We start from the raw sequence: 15,095 nt of genomic DNA on the forward strand, positions 1-15,095 counted from the left end.
ACTTGATTGCTGCAGCGCCGAAGGTCAAGACTGATGCTTCGATCAGTCTTGACTGCCGAACCAAACTTTATTGACCGGAAAGCCACCCGCTTGAACAGCGACCGACCCGACCTTCGCGCCCACGAATTGCGCACGATGTACGATGCATTGGACGCCTTCTGGCAGGATGCGGGCGTGGACATGGCGTTCGCGGACGAACCGCGCGACTGGCTTGCCGAAGCGGAGGAAAAGGCGAATCCCTCCGCCCCCACGATACCCAAGATGCCGCCTCCACCCCCGCCCAAGCCGCTGGGGCCGACTGCGCCCGAGCAGGAAAGGCTGGAAGACAAGAAGGACGGCTGGCCGCATCGCCTGGACGATTTCGCCGGGTGGTGGCTGTCCGATGCGTCGCTCGACAACGCGCCCGCCGTTCGCCGCGTGCCGCCGCGCGGGGCTTCGCGCCCGCCGCTGATGGTGATCGTGGCAGAGCCGGAGGAAACCGACCGCGATCTTCTGCTGTCCGGCCCCGATGGCCAGCTGATGGACGCGATCGAACGGGCGATGGGTTATGAACCGCAAGCGATATACCGTGCCTCCGCCCTGCCCCGGCGCACGCCCGCGGCCGACTGGGAAGGCCTTGCCGCGGCGGGAATGGGCGCGGTGCTGCGCCACCACGTGTCACTCGTCGCACCGGAGCGTCTGCTCGTCCTGTCTCGTGAGGCGCTTACCCTGCTCTCGCCCGACGAATTCGCGCGCGACGGCACGGGATTCCTTGGGGTCGGAGAACGCCAAATTCCGCTGATTGCCGCTTATCCACTCGACCAAATGGCTGCAAGGACCGGATATAAAAGGATTTTCTGGCAACGCTGGCTTGCCTTCATTTCCGACTCTTGACGGGTTCGGACCTGCGATTCATCGTCGTCATGATGGGGCCGTTCGCGTTTTTGCGCGTTCAGGCGATCTTTACCGAAGTCACCTCACAAAGGGTCGGTCATGGCAAAAACGCGTTCGAACCCTCCTTTCCGGTTGCGCTCGCTCCTCCTCGCGCTCTCGGTCACGGCCGCATCGGTTGCGGCCACCCCTGCCCTTGCCAATAGCGCGGACCTGTCTTCCTCGCGCGGCGCGGGCATCCCCAGCCAGCTTTCGGGACAGGACCGCGCGTTCTATTCGGGCGTCTTCGCCCAGATCGACGCGGAAAACTGGACTGCGGTCGAACAGATGCTGGCCGCCCGCCCGAATGACAGCCTTAAGCAGCTTGCGCTGGCCGAATACTACCTTCACCCGAACAGCCCGAAGATAGAGTTGGACGCGCTGAACAACTGGCTTTCGATGGGCCGCGACCTGCCGCAGGCCGGACAGATCGGCCGACTTGCGATCAAGCGCGGACTGGAAGATCGCCCCGCCCTTCCCGGAACGCAGCGACTGGTTTCGCTGCGTAGCCCGACCAAGCGTATCCTGCCGCGCTCAGCCGGCGATGCCTCTATGCCGGCCGAAGTGTCGAACGCGATCCTCGATCGCATCAAGAATGACGATCCGTCCGGTGCACGCCTGCTTCTTGACGGGATCGACAGCACGCTTTCGCCGCAGGCCCGTGCCGAATGGCGGCAGCGCGTCGCATGGTCCTATTACATTGAGAACAACGATCGGGCCGCCCTCGCCATGGCCCGCACCGTCGCCAGCGGCGGCAGCGGCGCATGGGTGGGCGAAGGATGGTGGGTCGCAGGGCTGTCGGCATGGCGGCTTGGCGACTGCGCGCTTGCCGCCGACGGGTTCGACAAGGCATCGCGCAGCGCCGCGAATGAAGAACTGCGCGCCGCGTCCTATTACTGGGCCGCGCGCGCCTATACCCGTTGCCGTCAACCCGAACTGGCCGATCCCGCACTGCGCGCGGCGGCAGGCTATTCCGAAACGCTTTACGGCATGATCGCGGCCGAACAGCTTGGCATGGACGCGCCGCGCCACACGGTGGGACAGAAGTTTTCGTCCGCCGATTGGCGCGCCCTTTCGGGCGAGGAAAACGTGCGCACCGCGATCGCGCTGGTCGAAATCGGGCGCGAAGGTCTTGCCGACGAAGTCCTGCGTCATCAGGCCCGCATCGGCGATCCACGCGAATACGACAGCCTGTCGCGACTGGCCCGCGAACTGGGCCTGCCCGGAACGCAGCTATACATGGCCTACAACGCGCCGCGCGGGGCAAAGCCCGATCCGGCCACCCGCTATCCGGTGACCAAGTGGGCCCCGCGCGAAGGCTGGCGCGTCGATCCGGCTCTTGCCTATGCCCACACCTTGCAGGAATCGAACTTCCAGGCAGAGGCGGTGAGCCCCGCCAGCGCCGTCGGCCTGATGCAGATCACGCCGATCACCGTGCGCCAGCACGCCCCCTCGCTGGGCATGAACGCCGAAGCCGTGGACCTGAAGGACCCGTCCACGAACATGAGCTTTGGCCAGCGCAACCTTGAAATGCTGCGCGACAGCGGCGGGACGCAGGGGCTGCTGCCCAAGATTATGGCGGCCTACAACGCCGGGCTTTCGCCGATCACCCGGTGGAACAGCGAAGTGAAGGATTACGGCGACCCGCTGCTCTACATGGAATCGATCCCCTACTGGGAAACGCGCGCCTATGTCGCGATCGTGACCAAGAACTACCTGATGTACCGCCGCCAGGAAGGCGCGAACGAGGATGTGCAGCAGGCCCTGGCGCAGAACCTTTGGCCGACTTTCCCCTCGCCCACCGGCGCAGGCGCGGTTGCGCAGCACGGCAAGCCGGTCCTGTCCAGGCTGAAACGTTAAGAAGGACGGCAAATGGCCATCGACGAAAGCCGCAAGTTCAAACCCATCCGCATCGCGCTGATGACGGTATCGGACACGCGCACGCCCGATGACGACACCAGCGGCGACATCCTGGCCGATCGCATCCACAATGCCGGGCACACCCTGATCGACCGCACGATCATGAAAGACGATGCCGACCGCATCGTCGCGCAGCTTCACGCATGGATCGAGGACGAGAACGTCGACGCGGTCGTCACCACCGGCGGCACGGGGCTGACCGGCCGCGACGTCACGCCAGAGGCGCTGGACCGCGTGAAGACGCGCGAAATACCGGGGTTCGGCGAACTGTTCCGATATGTCAGCTTTCAATCCATCGGGACCAGCACCGTCCAGTCGCGCGCCTGCGCGGTCGTCGCGCGCGGCACGTACATCTTCGCCCTGCCCGGATCGAACGGCGCGGTGAAGGACGGTTGGGACGGTATCCTTGCCGAACAGCTCGACAGCCGGAACCGGCCATGCAATTTCGTGGAACTGATGCCCAGATTGCGCGAGAAATAAGCTGAGCCCGAAACGGGATCAGACACGCTTTACGCCCGCTGCCTCCAGCTTCGCGACCAGATCACCCGCCGCATCGCCCAGTGCGGTCAGAGGCACGAGATTGAAGTACATCTCGGTCTGGTAGAGCATCAGCATGTCTGGGCTGACGGCAAAGCGATGGAATTCTGCCAACGGCAGCCGCGCATAGCCGCGTTCGCCGCTGAACATCACGGCCTCGTCATCCCACGCGATAGTGCTCTCGGCACGTAGCGCCGCGCTCTGCCGGTACTGGCGGCGCCCCATCATCGGCGCGATCCAGAAATAGACGATGGCCAACGCGACCGGCACCGCGACCATGAACGCCAGCGCCTGTTTCGACACTTCGCCCGTCATCAAGAAATCCAGCACGACCAGCAGCGCCAGAAGTGCCGCGATCAGGATCAATATCCAGCGGATAGGCCCTTTCCACGCGCGCGCCAGCATAAGGCGCTTCATAGCTGCGACCACCTGTTCCTCGCGGACAGTAAAGCTGAACGGTCCCATCGTCTCCATGCCGCCCGTTTAGGCCGCAAAGGTTACCGCTTTGCAAGCCGTGTGGAATGATCGGGCGGTTTCGCGTGCGTGATTACGAGACGCGATCCGAATCATTGCACGCCGCATTTGTTCTTGTTACGTTCTTGCCATGCCGACACCCCCCGGACCGCGCGGGCGCGGTGCGCAATCGGGCGCGCTGTCGCACCGATTCAACCTCGCCGCGCGTGAGGCGGATGGCGACTGGCTGGACGAGGCGGAGGCGATAGACGGCCCCGCGCCAAAGCTGCGCACGACGGTGACCGAAGAACACCCCCGCGCCGTTCTCACCTTCAACAAATCGCCCGACATCCCGTTCGACCGGTCGGTCAATGCCTATCGCGGGTGTGAACACGGCTGCATCTATTGCTTTGCGCGGCCCACCCACGCCTATCACGACCTGTCGCCGGGGCTCGATTTCGAGACGAAACTGTTCGCCAAGCCCGACGCAGCAAAGATTTTGCGCCGCACGTTCGCGAAACCCGGATACGCGCCCGAAATCATGGCGATGGGCACGAATACCGATCCGTACCAGCCGATAGAAGGCAAGTACGGCATCACCCGCGAAATACTCGAAGTCTGTCTTGAGGCAAAGCATCCCGTCGCCATCACGACTAAATCGGCACGGGTGCTGCGCGATCTCGATCTCCTGTCGGAACTGGCGAAGCACCAGCTCGTCGCCGTCAGCATTTCGGTCACCAGCCTCGATCCACGCCTTTCGGGAATTCTCGAACCGCGAGCCTCCTCCCCCGCCCGCCGCGTCGATGCGCTGGCCCGGCTGGTCGAGGCCGGGGTGCCGACGCATTGCATGATTTCGCCGATCATCCCCGCGATCACCGATCATCACATGGAAGCGATCGTGGCCGAGGCGGCCAAGGCGGGCGTGCGCGCGGCGAACTGGATCATGCTGCGCCTGCCGCACGAAGTCGCGCCGCTGTTCCGCGAATGGCTGGACACGCATTTCCCCGACCGCGCGGGTAAGGTCATGGCCATGGTGCAGGAAATGCGCGGCGGGCGGGACAACGATCCGGGCTTTCATTCCCGATTCCGCCCAACCGGGGCCTGGGCCGACCTGTTCCGCCAACGCTTCGCGCTTGCCGTGAAACGTTCGGGCCTGCCGCAACGCCGGCTGGAACTGGATTGTTCCGCCTTCACCCCGCCGCCGGTGGACGGGCAACTGCGGCTTCTGTGACGACCGGGTGTGGTTTACCAAGCGGCAAGCAAGTCTCGCATAAGTATTTTCCTGATAGATCAGGGGAATACATGCCATGAAGGAAATGTTGATCGGCGGCACGGTGGTCGTCGCTGTGGGTCTCAGCGTCTTTTTCGCGCCCGAAATGAACTTCGGCACGATGGAGCGGGTCGATCCCGCCAACGGCCCGCTTTATTCCCTGTCACCGGCAGAAGTATCGCAGAAACTGACCGGCGCGCCGATCCCGGCGGGCGCAGGCCCGTTCGGCACGCTCGACGTCAAGGTGATCAGCCGGAAAGACGGCGTCGTGCGCTATCAGGCATCGGGTTCGCACGCGCGGATATCGTGCAAGGCATCGGTGCTCCAGGCGCGTTCCGATGCGATCCAGGTGGTGACCGCATGCGACCGCGCCGCACCCAGCGATGGCGCAGCGGCCAGCGTGGGTACGCAGATCACCGAAAACGCGTTCAACGAACTGGTCCATTCCACGCTTCAGGGCCGGGCCTATGACAGCGCAAAAGTCCAGATGCAGAATTCGGGGACAGTCATGAAGAACCTGCCCCAGATGCAGAAAGACGCGCTGAAAATGCATGGCGAAATGAACAAGATGGCGCAGGAAATGGACGAAGCATATCAGGACAGCGAGGACCGAGCCTGGCTGGAAGGCGACGTTTCGGACTATTGAACAGGCCGCGGCAAGTAAGGGGTTTCTGACCCCGGCCGCGCAAGAGTGGGGGGACGCTGGCCGGGGTCAGAAATCGCAGGGCTTGTCACAACAACCCGCCTTCGCGCATCCCGACCGGCCGAACCGGCGCTGGAGGATAGACGGGTTGGGCGACTGGCCCGATCTGGTCTGGACAAGGCAGGATTAGCGAAGAACCGATTGTCGCAAAAAACCTGACGCCATCCTTCATCAGGGGAAGGATGTTTGAATCCAGCCCTGACTTATTTTCTACAAGACCAAGTTTATACAATCGATTGCTGTCGAGCAATAGAGTTAAAAGTACTCACATTGCGAGTATGTTTACATACTTCGCTCTGTTCTTATGCAACCAGCCGTAAGGCTTTTACCGACTTTGCCGATAGTGCGGTCTCCGTAACCCCGGCAATTTCCGCAATTCGGTCAACCAGTTCGCCGTCGAGCGCAAAATCGCGGCCCAGCAGCATTCGCGCCTCTCGCCCTTCGCCCAGCAGAAGGCGGGCGATCACTTCGCCGTTCGCCTCGGCAGAGCGCGGCAGGGCCAGCGCCAGTTCGGGCAGCGCGTCGATCCGGTCGACCGTCAGGCGCAGTTCCATGCGCGCCGAACCCTTCACCGCCGAAAGCGCCCTTGCCCCGCGCACGGTGACGCGTGGCGGCTCGTCGGCGCTGGGTCGATCGAGCTCGACGTTAAGAAGGACGCATTCGCCCGATTTCGCCCATTCGCGGAAACTGTCGACCAGGCTTTCTTCAAAGCACGATGCGCTGAACTGCCCCGACTGGTCGGAGAAGTCGCCCATGACGAAGTCCTTGCCCTTGCGGGTCTGGCGCTTGTTCGCCCCTTCGACCAGCACGGCCATGACCGCGTTCGTGCGTCCGCCCGCCCCGCCTTCTGACCCGCTGGCCATAAGGCTGGCGAAGGACCGTGCACCCTGCGCGCTGGCGACGGCGCGCCACTGGCTGACGGGGTGAGCCGCGAAGTAGAAGCCGAAGTTCTCGCGCTCCTTCTCCATCTGCTCCTTGCGCGGCCATGCCGGTGCCTCGACCAGGCGCAAGTCGGCGGCGGCGTGTTCCTCGCCCCCGAACAGGCCCGCCTGCCCGCTTTCCTTCTCGCGCACCGCGGCATCGGCGACGGCCAGCAGCATGTCGGCATTGGCGATGACCTTGGCGCGATTGGGCTCAAGACTGTCGAGCGCGCCCGCACAGGCCAGCCCTTCGAGCTGTCGGCGGTTCATCGACCCAGCGGGCAGCCGCTCGAACATGTCTTTCAGACTCTCGAACTTGCCGCGTGTCTCGCGTTCGGCGACGATGGCGTCCATCGCCTTTTCGCCGACATTGCGAATACCCGCCAGCGCATAGCGCACGCGGTGCCCCTCGTCCGTCGGCTCGACGGTGAATTCGGCCTCGCTCATGTTGATGTCGGGGCCTGCACACTCCAGCCCGCCGCCCGGATAGCGGCGCATGTCGTCGACGAAGACCGACAGCTTTTCCGACTGGTGCATGTCGAAGCACATCGACGCCGCGTAGAATTCGTGCGGGTAATGCGCCTTCAGCCACGCGGTCTGATAGGCGAGCAGCGCATAGGCAGCGGCGTGCGACTTGTTGAATCCATAGCCTGCGAACTTGTCGATCAAGTCGAACAGCTCGTTCGCCTTTTTCGCGTCGATCTGGCTGACTTCCTTGCAACCCTCGACGAAACGCTGGCGCTGCGCATCCATTTCGGCCTGGACTTTCTTGCCCATCGCGCGGCGCAGCAAGTCTGCATCGCCGAGCGAGTATCCGGCCAGGATCTGCGCGGCCTGCATGACCTGTTCCTGATAGACGAAGATGCCGTAAGTCTCGGCCAGGATGCCTTCGAGCTTGGGGTGCGGATATTCGATTTCCGCCTGTCCGTTCTTGCGCTGACCGAACAGGGGGATGTTGTCCATCGGGCCGGGACGATAGAGCGAGACGAGCGCGATGATGTCCTCGAACCGCGTCGGCTTCACCGCGGCCAGCGTGCGTCGCATGCCTTCCGATTCCAGCTGGAACACGCCGACGGTGTTGCCCTGCTTCAAAAGCTGGAACACGCCCGCGTCGTCCCACGGCAGACCATCGAGATCGATCTCGATCCCGCGCCGCTTCAACAGGTCCACCGCCTTGCGCAGCACCGACAGCGTTTTGAGGCCGAGGAAGTCGAACTTCACCAGGCCGCTCGATTCGACATGCTTCATGTCGAACTGCGTGACAGGCATGTCCGAACGCGGATCGCGGTAGAGCGGGACGAGCTGCGACAGCGGACGATCGCCGATCACCACGCCCGCCGCGTGGGTGGACGAATTGCGCGGCAGGCCTTCGAGCTGCATCGCAAGGTCCAGCAACCGGCGCACTTCGGGGTCGCGTTTATACTCGCCCGCGAACTCGGCAATACCGTTGAGCGCGCGGTCCAGTGTCCACGGGTCCGCCGGAAGGTTCGGCACCATCTTGGTCAGCCGGTCGACGTGGCCATAGCTCATCTGCAGGATGCGGCCGCAATCGCGCAGCACGGCGCGGGCCTTCATCTTGCCGAAGGTGATGATCTGCGCGACGTGATCGTGGCCGTATTTCTTCTGGACGTAACGGATCACCTCGCCGCGCCGGGTTTCGCAGAAGTCGATGTCGAAGTCGGGCATCGACACGCGTTCGGGATTGAGGAAACGTTCGAACAGCAGGCCAAGCCGCAGCGGATCGAGATCGGTGATCGTCAGCGCCCAGGCGACCAGAGAACCTGCACCCGAACCACGGCCCGGCCCCACGGGAATACCGTTGTCCTTGGCCCATTTGATGAAGTCGGCAACGATCAGGAAGTAACCGGGAAAACCCATGCCGACGATGATGTCGATCTCGAACTTCAGGCGGTCGAAATACTTCTGCCGTTCCTCCGGATCCATCTCGCCATAAGGTTCAAGCCGCTTTTCAAGGCCGCGCTTCGCGTCCTCGGTAATCATCCGGGCCTCACCCTCAAGGTCGCCGGCAAGGCTGGGCAGGATCGGCTTGCGATAGGGCGGCATGACGGCACAGCGCTGCGCCACGACAAGGGTGTTGGCCAGCGCCTCGGGCAGGTCTTCGAAAATCTGCGCCATCATGTCGGCCGGTTTCACCCAGGCATCGGCGGGTGCGCGCGGGCGATCAACGGTGTCGATGTAGGTCGAGTTCGCGATGCACAGCATGGCATCGTGCGCGGGGTGAAAGCTCGCCTCGTCGAATTGCGCCGGGTTCGTGCCGACCAGCGGCAGGGCCCGCGCATAGGCCAGATCGATCAGGGCCTCTTCGCTCTCCGCCTCGTTCTCCGCACCCGTACGGGCGATCTCGACATAGAGGCGTTCGGGGAACAGGGCCTGAAGCTTGTCGGCATAGGCCGCGGCCTCGTCATTCTGTCCGGCGGCGTAAAGGCGGGCCAGCGCCCCCTCACCCGCGCCCGTCAGGCAGATCAGGCTGTCGGTATGGCCTTCGAGCGCCTCCATCTCGACATGCGGGTCGAGGTGCAACGGGCGTTCCAGATGCGCCTTGGAAACGAGGTGGCACAAGTTGTTCCACCCGCTCTCGTCCTGCGCGTAGAGCGCGATCCAGTCGATCGCGTCGCGATTGGGGCGCTTTACGGCCAGGAACGTGCCGACGATCGGCTGAACGCCGAGGTCCTTCGCCGCTCCGGCAAATGCGATGGAGCCATAGAGCCCGTTGCGGTCGCAGATGGCGATGGCGGGATAGCCGCGATCCTTGGCCAGCTTTGCCAGTTTCTTCGGATCGATCGCACCTTCCAGCATCGTGAAACTGGAAAAGACGCGAAGCGGGACGAAGGGAGCGAAGGCCATCCTTGGAAACTAACCAAACGGCCCGCCAAGCGCGAGCGCAAGGCGGGCCGTTTCAACAGGGGTATCCCCGGTTTTGTCGCTCCGCCGGGGCGTCCCGTCGGAACACAGGTTCAGCCCTTGGGAAAATCCTCGCGGCGGGAAAGCGCCTCGATCTCGCCCAGGTGAAACGTGCGGTCGCCCGACTTCTGGATGACGAGACCTGCGCGGTCCTTTTCCGGAAGGCTCATCACGAAGGCGATCATTTCGGCAAAAGTGCCGTCGCGGATGATGTTCAGCCCGCGCAGCATGTTGCTTTCGACACCGTCTTCGCGGCGGTGAAGCGTTGCGTGATCTTCCCATTCCTTTTCGGAAGGGTCGTAAGGTTCGCTCTGAATGGTTGACGGATGCTCGCTCATGTGTGGCCCCTTTCACGTCCGTTTTATTCTTCATGTCATCAACGCACGGCGGCGGCGTCATTTCCCGAAAATCGGGATGAAAATGTCACTTTTTCGCGCGATAGGCAAAATCGAAGGCCGTTTTCCACTTCAGGCCGTGATCGGTTGATAATTCGCCATGCTGACGCACCGAACCGTCGGGCCCAACGGTATAGGTCATGCGGATCCAGCCGTGTTTTTCCGGCCCCGCAACGTTGCGCCACCATCCGGTGAGGACCATCGTGCCCTCTGCCGGAGAACCGCCCTGGAACTCCACCCGCCCCGGCGCCGCGCCGATCCAGGTCTGGTGCCACAGGCCGGTGGCTGGCTCGAAATTGGACAGGCTCGACCCGCCATCGCCTTTCAACGGCATCCACGTTTCGCGAATGGCGCAGCCCGAATGCATGCGTTCGATACGGCTTTGGGCGACCTTGGTGTCGGTCCCGAATCGATAGACATCCCACTCTCCCACCCAGAAGTCGAACTCGCCATGGCGGTCTGTCGAACAGGCAGGCGGCGACGGTTCGGGCGGTGCCTCCGGCGCGGCAGCGGCCTGAAGCAGGATTGCCAGTACGGCGGAAAGGATCATGTCGGACCTCCTCTCTTCAGGAGGTCAGGACAGCACACCTTCGTGCAGGCGCACAACCCTGTCCATGCGTGCAGCGAGGCGTTCATTGTGTGTCGCGATCAGCGCAGAGCTGCCCTGTCCGCGAACGAGGCGCAGGAATTCCTCCAGCACGCGGTCGCTTGTCACTTCGTCCAGGTTGCCGGTGGGTTCGTCCGCCAGCACCAGCTGCGGCTTGTTCGCAAGGGCGCGGGCAACGGCAACGCGCTGCTGTTCGCCGCCCGAAAGCTGGCTGGGCCGGTGCGTCAGCCGGTGGCCGAGGCCGAGCGCGGAGAGCAGCTCCTCTGCCCTCGCCTCCGCATCGGCGCGCGGCACGCCTGCGACAAGCTGCGGCAAGACGACATTCTCGCTCGCGTCGAAATCGGGCAGCAGGTGGTGGAACTGATAGACGAAGCCCAGGTGATCGCGGCGCAGCGCGGTACGGGCATCGCCGTTCGATTTCTCCGCCTGCTTGCCGCAGATCGCGATCTCACCGCCAAAGCCGCCTTCGAGCAGGCCGACCGCCTGCAGCATCGTCGACTTGCCCGACCCCGATGGGCCGAGCAGCGCCACGATCTCTCCGGGCATGATGGTAAGGTCGATCCCGCGCAGGACATCGATGGTCACGCCGCCCTGCGTGAAAGAACGGGTCAGCTGCTTCAGTTCGACCACGGGGGTCATGTTCGCGTTCTCACTCATAGCGCAGCACCTGCACGGGATCGGTGCTCGCCGCCTTCAGCGCGGGGTAGAGCGTGGCAAGGAATGACAGCACCAGCGCCATTCCGACGATGACGAACACCTCGCCCGGATCGGTCCGCGCGGGCAGTTCGGACAGGAAGCGGATCGACGGATCCCACAGTTCCTGACCCGTCAGCAGTTCGACCAGCCTCACCACCGACTGCCGGAATTCCAGCGCGACGAAGCCCAGTATCAGGCCCGCGATCGTGCCCAGTGCGCCGATCAGGAAGCCTGCCGTCACGAATATCTTGAGGATGGACCGCCGCGTCGCGCCCATCGTGCGCATGATCGCGATGTCCCGTGTCTTGGCGCGGACCAGCATGATCAGGCTGGACAGGATGTTGAACACCGCGACCAGCACGATGATCGACAGGACGACGAACATCGCCACCCGCTCTACCGCCAACGCCTCGAACAAGGACGCATTGATCGTCTTCCAGTCGTTGACGACCGCTCTTCCCGCCAGTTTCTGCGCCAGCGGGGCCAGCGTTTCGCCCACGGTATCGGGGTCTTCGGTCATGACCTCGATCATGCCGATGGTATCGCCCATCAGCATCAGCGTTTGCGCGTCCTCAATCGGCATGACGACATAGGCGTTGTCGTAATCGTAGATCCCGATCTCGAAGATGGCGGCGACTTCATATCCGATCTCGCGCGGGACGGTGCCGAACGGTGTCGTGCGCCCCTGCGGATTGATGACGGTGATGACGTCCCCGATTCGAATGCCAAGGTTCTGGGCAAGGCGCGAACCGATTGCCACGCGGCCCGCATCGGGCTGCAGCAGGTCGACATTGCCAAGGACCGTCTTTTCTTTCAGCTCCTCGATCGACTTCTGCGTCGACCCGCGCACCAGAACCGCCTCGACCCGGCCCTCGTAAGTGCCCAGCAGCGGCTGTTCGATCAGCGGGGACGCATCTGTCACGCCGGGTGTCTGGCGAACTTCCTCAAGCACGTTTTCCCAGTCGTTCAGCCGTCCGCCATAGGCCTGGATCACCGCGTGGCCGTTCAGCCCCACGATCTTGTCCAGCAGTTCGGCGCGAAAGCCGTTCATCACGCTCATCACGATGACAAGAGCGGCAACGCCCAGCATGACGGCCGCAAGGCTGATCCCTGCGACCATGGCGATAAACGCCTCACCCCGCCCCGGCAGCATGTAGCGCTTGGCGATGGTCCATTCGAAAGGAGAGAGAAACAAGTTCGGATTTCTGCCTGTTATGGGGGCGGATTGCCCGCACACCCGGTGCAGCCCCGCCCATGACTTTTCCATGAACCCCCGTTGGGCCATGAACCCGGATGACTAGGCGGCGGTTCCCCGGCTGGCAAGCTTTGACGGCGCCGATCGCCTGACGGCAACAGTCTGCCATCTGCCTCAGATCGGCGGTTGTAATCGGGATGAAACATCGGCAAAGGCGCGGGTGACGCGACGGGGCCTTTCTGCTAGGGCCTGCGCGCAGCCACACCCAGGCAATACTGCGGCAATACAGCGGAACATTAAACGCATGGCGTCTACGGATTTCGGCCTCCATCCCTTCATCGACGCGGATGGTGACAAGCTGCGCGAAGAGTGCGGCGTTTTCGGCGTCATCGGCGCGCGCGACGCGGCGGCGGTCACGGCGCTGGGCCTCCACGCGCTGCAGCACCGCGGCCAGGAAGCAGCCGGCATCACCAGCTTCGACGGGACCGAGTTCTTCACCCGCCGCGGCATGGGCCACGTTGCCGAGAATTTCTCCACCGGCGAGGCGATGGCCGAACTGCCCGGCGAAATGGCCGCGGGCCACGTGCGCTATTCCACCACCGGCGGTTCGGGCCTGCGCAACGTGCAGCCGCTCTACGCCGATCTTGCCAGCGGCGGTTTCGCCATCGCGCACAACGGCAACATCTCGAACGCGATGCACCTTCGCGCCGACCTCGTCCGCAAGGGCGCGATCTTCCAGTCGACCAGCGATACCGAGGTGATCATCCACCTCGTCGCCACCAGCCGTTATCCCACGATGCTGGACCGTTTCGTCGACGCGCTGCGCCTTGTCGAAGGTGCCTATTCGCTGATCGTGATGACGAACGACGGGATGGTGGCCTGCCGCGACCCGCTGGGCATCCGTCCGCTGGTCATGGGCCGGATCGACGAAGGCGATTGCAAGGGCGCAACCGTCTTTGCCAGCGAAACGGTCGCCCTCGACATCGTCGGCGCAGATTTCGTTCGAGAGGTCGAGCCGGGCGAACTGATCGAGGTCGACTTCGACGGTTCGGTGCGCAGCCACCGCCCGTTCGGCACCCCGGCATCGCGCCCGTGCATTTTCGAACACGTCTATTTCAGCCGTCCCGATTCGATCAGCGGGGGCCGCTCGGTCTATTCGGTCCGCAAGGAAATCGGTGCGCAGCTCGCCATCGAAAGCCCGGCCGACGCCGACATCGTCATCCCCGTGCCCGATTCGGGCGTGCCTGCCGCCATCGGCTATGCGCAGGAATCGGGTGTTCCCTTCGAACTGGGCATCATCCGATCACACTATGTCGGGCGCACTTTCATTCAGCCTTCCGACGGTCAGCGGACGACTTCTGTCGCGCGCAAGCACAATGCCAACCGCGCGCTGGTCGAAGGCAAGCGTATCGTCCTTATCGACGATTCCATCGTGCGCGGCACCACGTCGTTGAAGATCGTGCAGATGATGCGCGAAGCCGGCGCCACCGAAGTGCACATGCGCATCGCCAGCCCGCCGACGATGCATTCCTGCTTCTACGGCGTCGACACGCCGGAACGCTCCAAGCTGCTCGCCGCCCGCATGGACGTGGAAGCGATGCGCGAATTCATCCAGGCCGACAGCCTTGCCTTCGTGTCGATCGACGGCCTGTACCGCGCCGTGGGCGAAGATGGGCGCAAGTCCAAGTGCCCCAAGTATTGCGATGCCTGCTTCACCGGCGACTATCCCACGCGCCTGACCGACCTGTCGGAGCGTGAGACCCCGCAGCTTCCCCTGCTCGGCGAAAAGGCTGCGTGATGCCTGAAAGTACTGGCGACAAGCCCCTTGCGGGCAAGCATGCGCTCGTCACCGGGGCCAGCAAGGGCATCGGAGCCGCCACCGCCATCGAACTGGGCGCACGCGGCGCGCACGTGATCCTGACCGCGCGGGACGACCGCAAGCTGGAACAGGTGGAAGAAGCGATCCACAAGGCGGGCGGCAGCGCGACGATCGCGCCGATGGACCTGGCAGAGCCCGACTCGGTCGCGCGACTCGCCACCGCGATCGCCGGACGCTGGGACGCGCTCGACATTCTGGTCATCAATGCGGCGGTCTTTCTGCCCCATACGCCGGTCCAGGACCTCGATGCCAAGGCGTTCAGCAACGCACTCACGGTTAACGTGCTGGCGACACAAACCTTGCTCGCCGCGTTCCATCCGATGCTGAAGAATGCACAAGGCGGCAAGGTCGTGGGCCTGACCAGCAAGGTGGGTGCGAACCCCCGCGCCTACTGGGCCGGATACGGCGTGACGAAGGCCGCTTTCGACAGTCTTCTGCAGAGCTACGCCCTGGAAAACGCCAACACCAGCCGCATCCGCACCGTGCTGGTCGATCCCGGCGCGACCCGCACCGAAATGCGCGCCCGTGCCTATCCCGGAGAGGACCCGGCGACTGTCAAACCGCCCGAAGATGTGGCGCAGTTCATTGCAAACATGCTTGGTGAAGAGCTTCCTAACGGCGATATAGTTTCCGTTAACCGCGTTTAGGAACCCCGCGCTAACCGCGTTCAGGGCATATTGGCCGAACTC

13 protein-coding genes are annotated in these 15,095 nt (G+C 63.6%); 7 read left to right on the forward strand and 6 right to left on the reverse strand.

Annotation, left to right across the window (positions count from 1 at the left end; translation table 11 throughout):
• Positions 1-90: 90 nt before the first annotated feature.
• The 3 genes from FAX90_RS13970 to moaB all read left to right on the forward strand — a co-directional run bounded on the left by FAX90_RS13970 (position 91) and on the right by moaB (position 3,309).
• The gene (locus FAX90_RS13970; protein ID WP_144098036.1) at positions 91-873 is read left to right on the forward strand and encodes a uracil-DNA glycosylase family protein; all 783 of its coding nucleotides are present in this window, start codon (positions 91-93) and stop codon (positions 871-873) included.
• A 99-nt stretch (positions 874-972) separates the two neighbouring features.
• Positions 973-2,769: a transglycosylase SLT domain-containing protein gene (locus tag FAX90_RS13975; protein ID WP_144098037.1), complete on the forward strand. Its 1,797-nt coding sequence runs from the start codon at positions 973-975 to the stop codon at positions 2,767-2,769.
• A gap of 12 nt (positions 2,770-2,781) precedes the next feature.
• The gene (moaB, locus tag FAX90_RS13980; protein WP_144098038.1) at positions 2,782-3,309 is read left to right on the forward strand and encodes a molybdenum cofactor biosynthesis protein B; all 528 of its coding nucleotides are present in this window, start codon (positions 2,782-2,784) and stop codon (positions 3,307-3,309) included.
• Between the two features lie 18 nt (positions 3,310-3,327).
• Here the strand turns inward: moaB and FAX90_RS13985 are convergent, their stop codons facing one another.
• Entirely contained in the window at positions 3,328-3,840 is a 513-nt protein-coding gene (locus FAX90_RS13985; protein WP_144098039.1) for a YcxB family protein, read from the reverse strand.
• Positions 3,841-3,970: 130 nt separating this feature from the next.
• On the opposite strand from FAX90_RS13985, the gene FAX90_RS13990 reads away from it, so the two are divergent.
• Both FAX90_RS13990 and FAX90_RS13995 read left to right on the forward strand, forming a co-directional pair.
• Entirely contained in the window at positions 3,971-5,050 is a 1,080-nt protein-coding gene (locus FAX90_RS13990; RefSeq protein WP_144098040.1) for a PA0069 family radical SAM protein, read from the forward strand.
• 76 nt (positions 5,051-5,126) lie between these two features.
• The gene (locus FAX90_RS13995; RefSeq protein WP_144098041.1) at positions 5,127-5,735 is read left to right on the forward strand and encodes a hypothetical protein; all 609 of its coding nucleotides are present in this window, start codon (positions 5,127-5,129) and stop codon (positions 5,733-5,735) included.
• A 359-nt stretch (positions 5,736-6,094) separates the two neighbouring features.
• On the opposite strand, the gene dnaE is transcribed toward FAX90_RS13995, so the two are convergent.
• From dnaE to FAX90_RS14020, 5 genes are all read right to left on the reverse strand, one after another.
• The gene (gene dnaE, locus FAX90_RS14000) at positions 6,095-9,577 is read right to left on the reverse strand and encodes a DNA polymerase III subunit alpha (RefSeq protein ID WP_144098042.1); all 3,483 of its coding nucleotides are present in this window, start codon (positions 9,575-9,577) and stop codon (positions 6,095-6,097) included.
• A gap of 110 nt (positions 9,578-9,687) precedes the next feature.
• Positions 9,688-9,972, reverse strand: coding sequence for a hypothetical protein (locus tag FAX90_RS14005; protein WP_144098043.1), 285 nt, complete (start codon positions 9,970-9,972; stop codon positions 9,688-9,690).
• Between the two features lie 85 nt (positions 9,973-10,057).
• Positions 10,058-10,579, reverse strand: coding sequence for a hypothetical protein (locus tag FAX90_RS14010; protein WP_144098044.1), 522 nt, complete (start codon positions 10,577-10,579; stop codon positions 10,058-10,060).
• A gap of 24 nt (positions 10,580-10,603) precedes the next feature.
• Positions 10,604-11,293 carry an ABC transporter ATP-binding protein gene (locus tag FAX90_RS14015; RefSeq protein WP_240704922.1) on the reverse strand — a complete coding sequence of 230 codons (690 nt, stop codon included), beginning with the start codon at positions 11,291-11,293 and terminating at the stop codon, positions 10,604-10,606.
• Positions 11,286-12,527 carry a lipoprotein-releasing ABC transporter permease subunit gene (locus FAX90_RS14020; RefSeq protein WP_144098226.1) on the reverse strand — a complete coding sequence of 414 codons (1,242 nt, stop codon included), beginning with the start codon at positions 12,525-12,527 and terminating at the stop codon, positions 11,286-11,288. The genes FAX90_RS14015 and FAX90_RS14020 overlap by 8 nt, the downstream gene beginning before the upstream one ends.
• A gap of 304 nt (positions 12,528-12,831) precedes the next feature.
• On the opposite strand from FAX90_RS14020, the gene purF reads away from it, so the two are divergent.
• A complete protein-coding gene (purF, locus tag FAX90_RS14025; RefSeq protein WP_144098045.1) occupies positions 12,832-14,325 on the forward strand; it encodes an amidophosphoribosyltransferase in 1,494 nt (497 codons plus the stop codon).
• Positions 14,325-15,053: an SDR family NAD(P)-dependent oxidoreductase gene (locus FAX90_RS14030; RefSeq protein ID WP_144098046.1), complete on the forward strand. Its 729-nt coding sequence runs from the start codon at positions 14,325-14,327 to the stop codon at positions 15,051-15,053. Before purF ends, FAX90_RS14030 begins: the two co-directional genes overlap by 1 nt.
• The last annotated feature ends 42 nt before the right edge of the window (positions 15,054-15,095 follow it).

This window comes from Croceicoccus sediminis (genome assembly GCF_007570835.1).
In the GTDB taxonomy this organism is placed as follows: Bacteria; Pseudomonadota; Alphaproteobacteria; order Sphingomonadales; family Sphingomonadaceae; genus Croceicoccus; species Croceicoccus sediminis.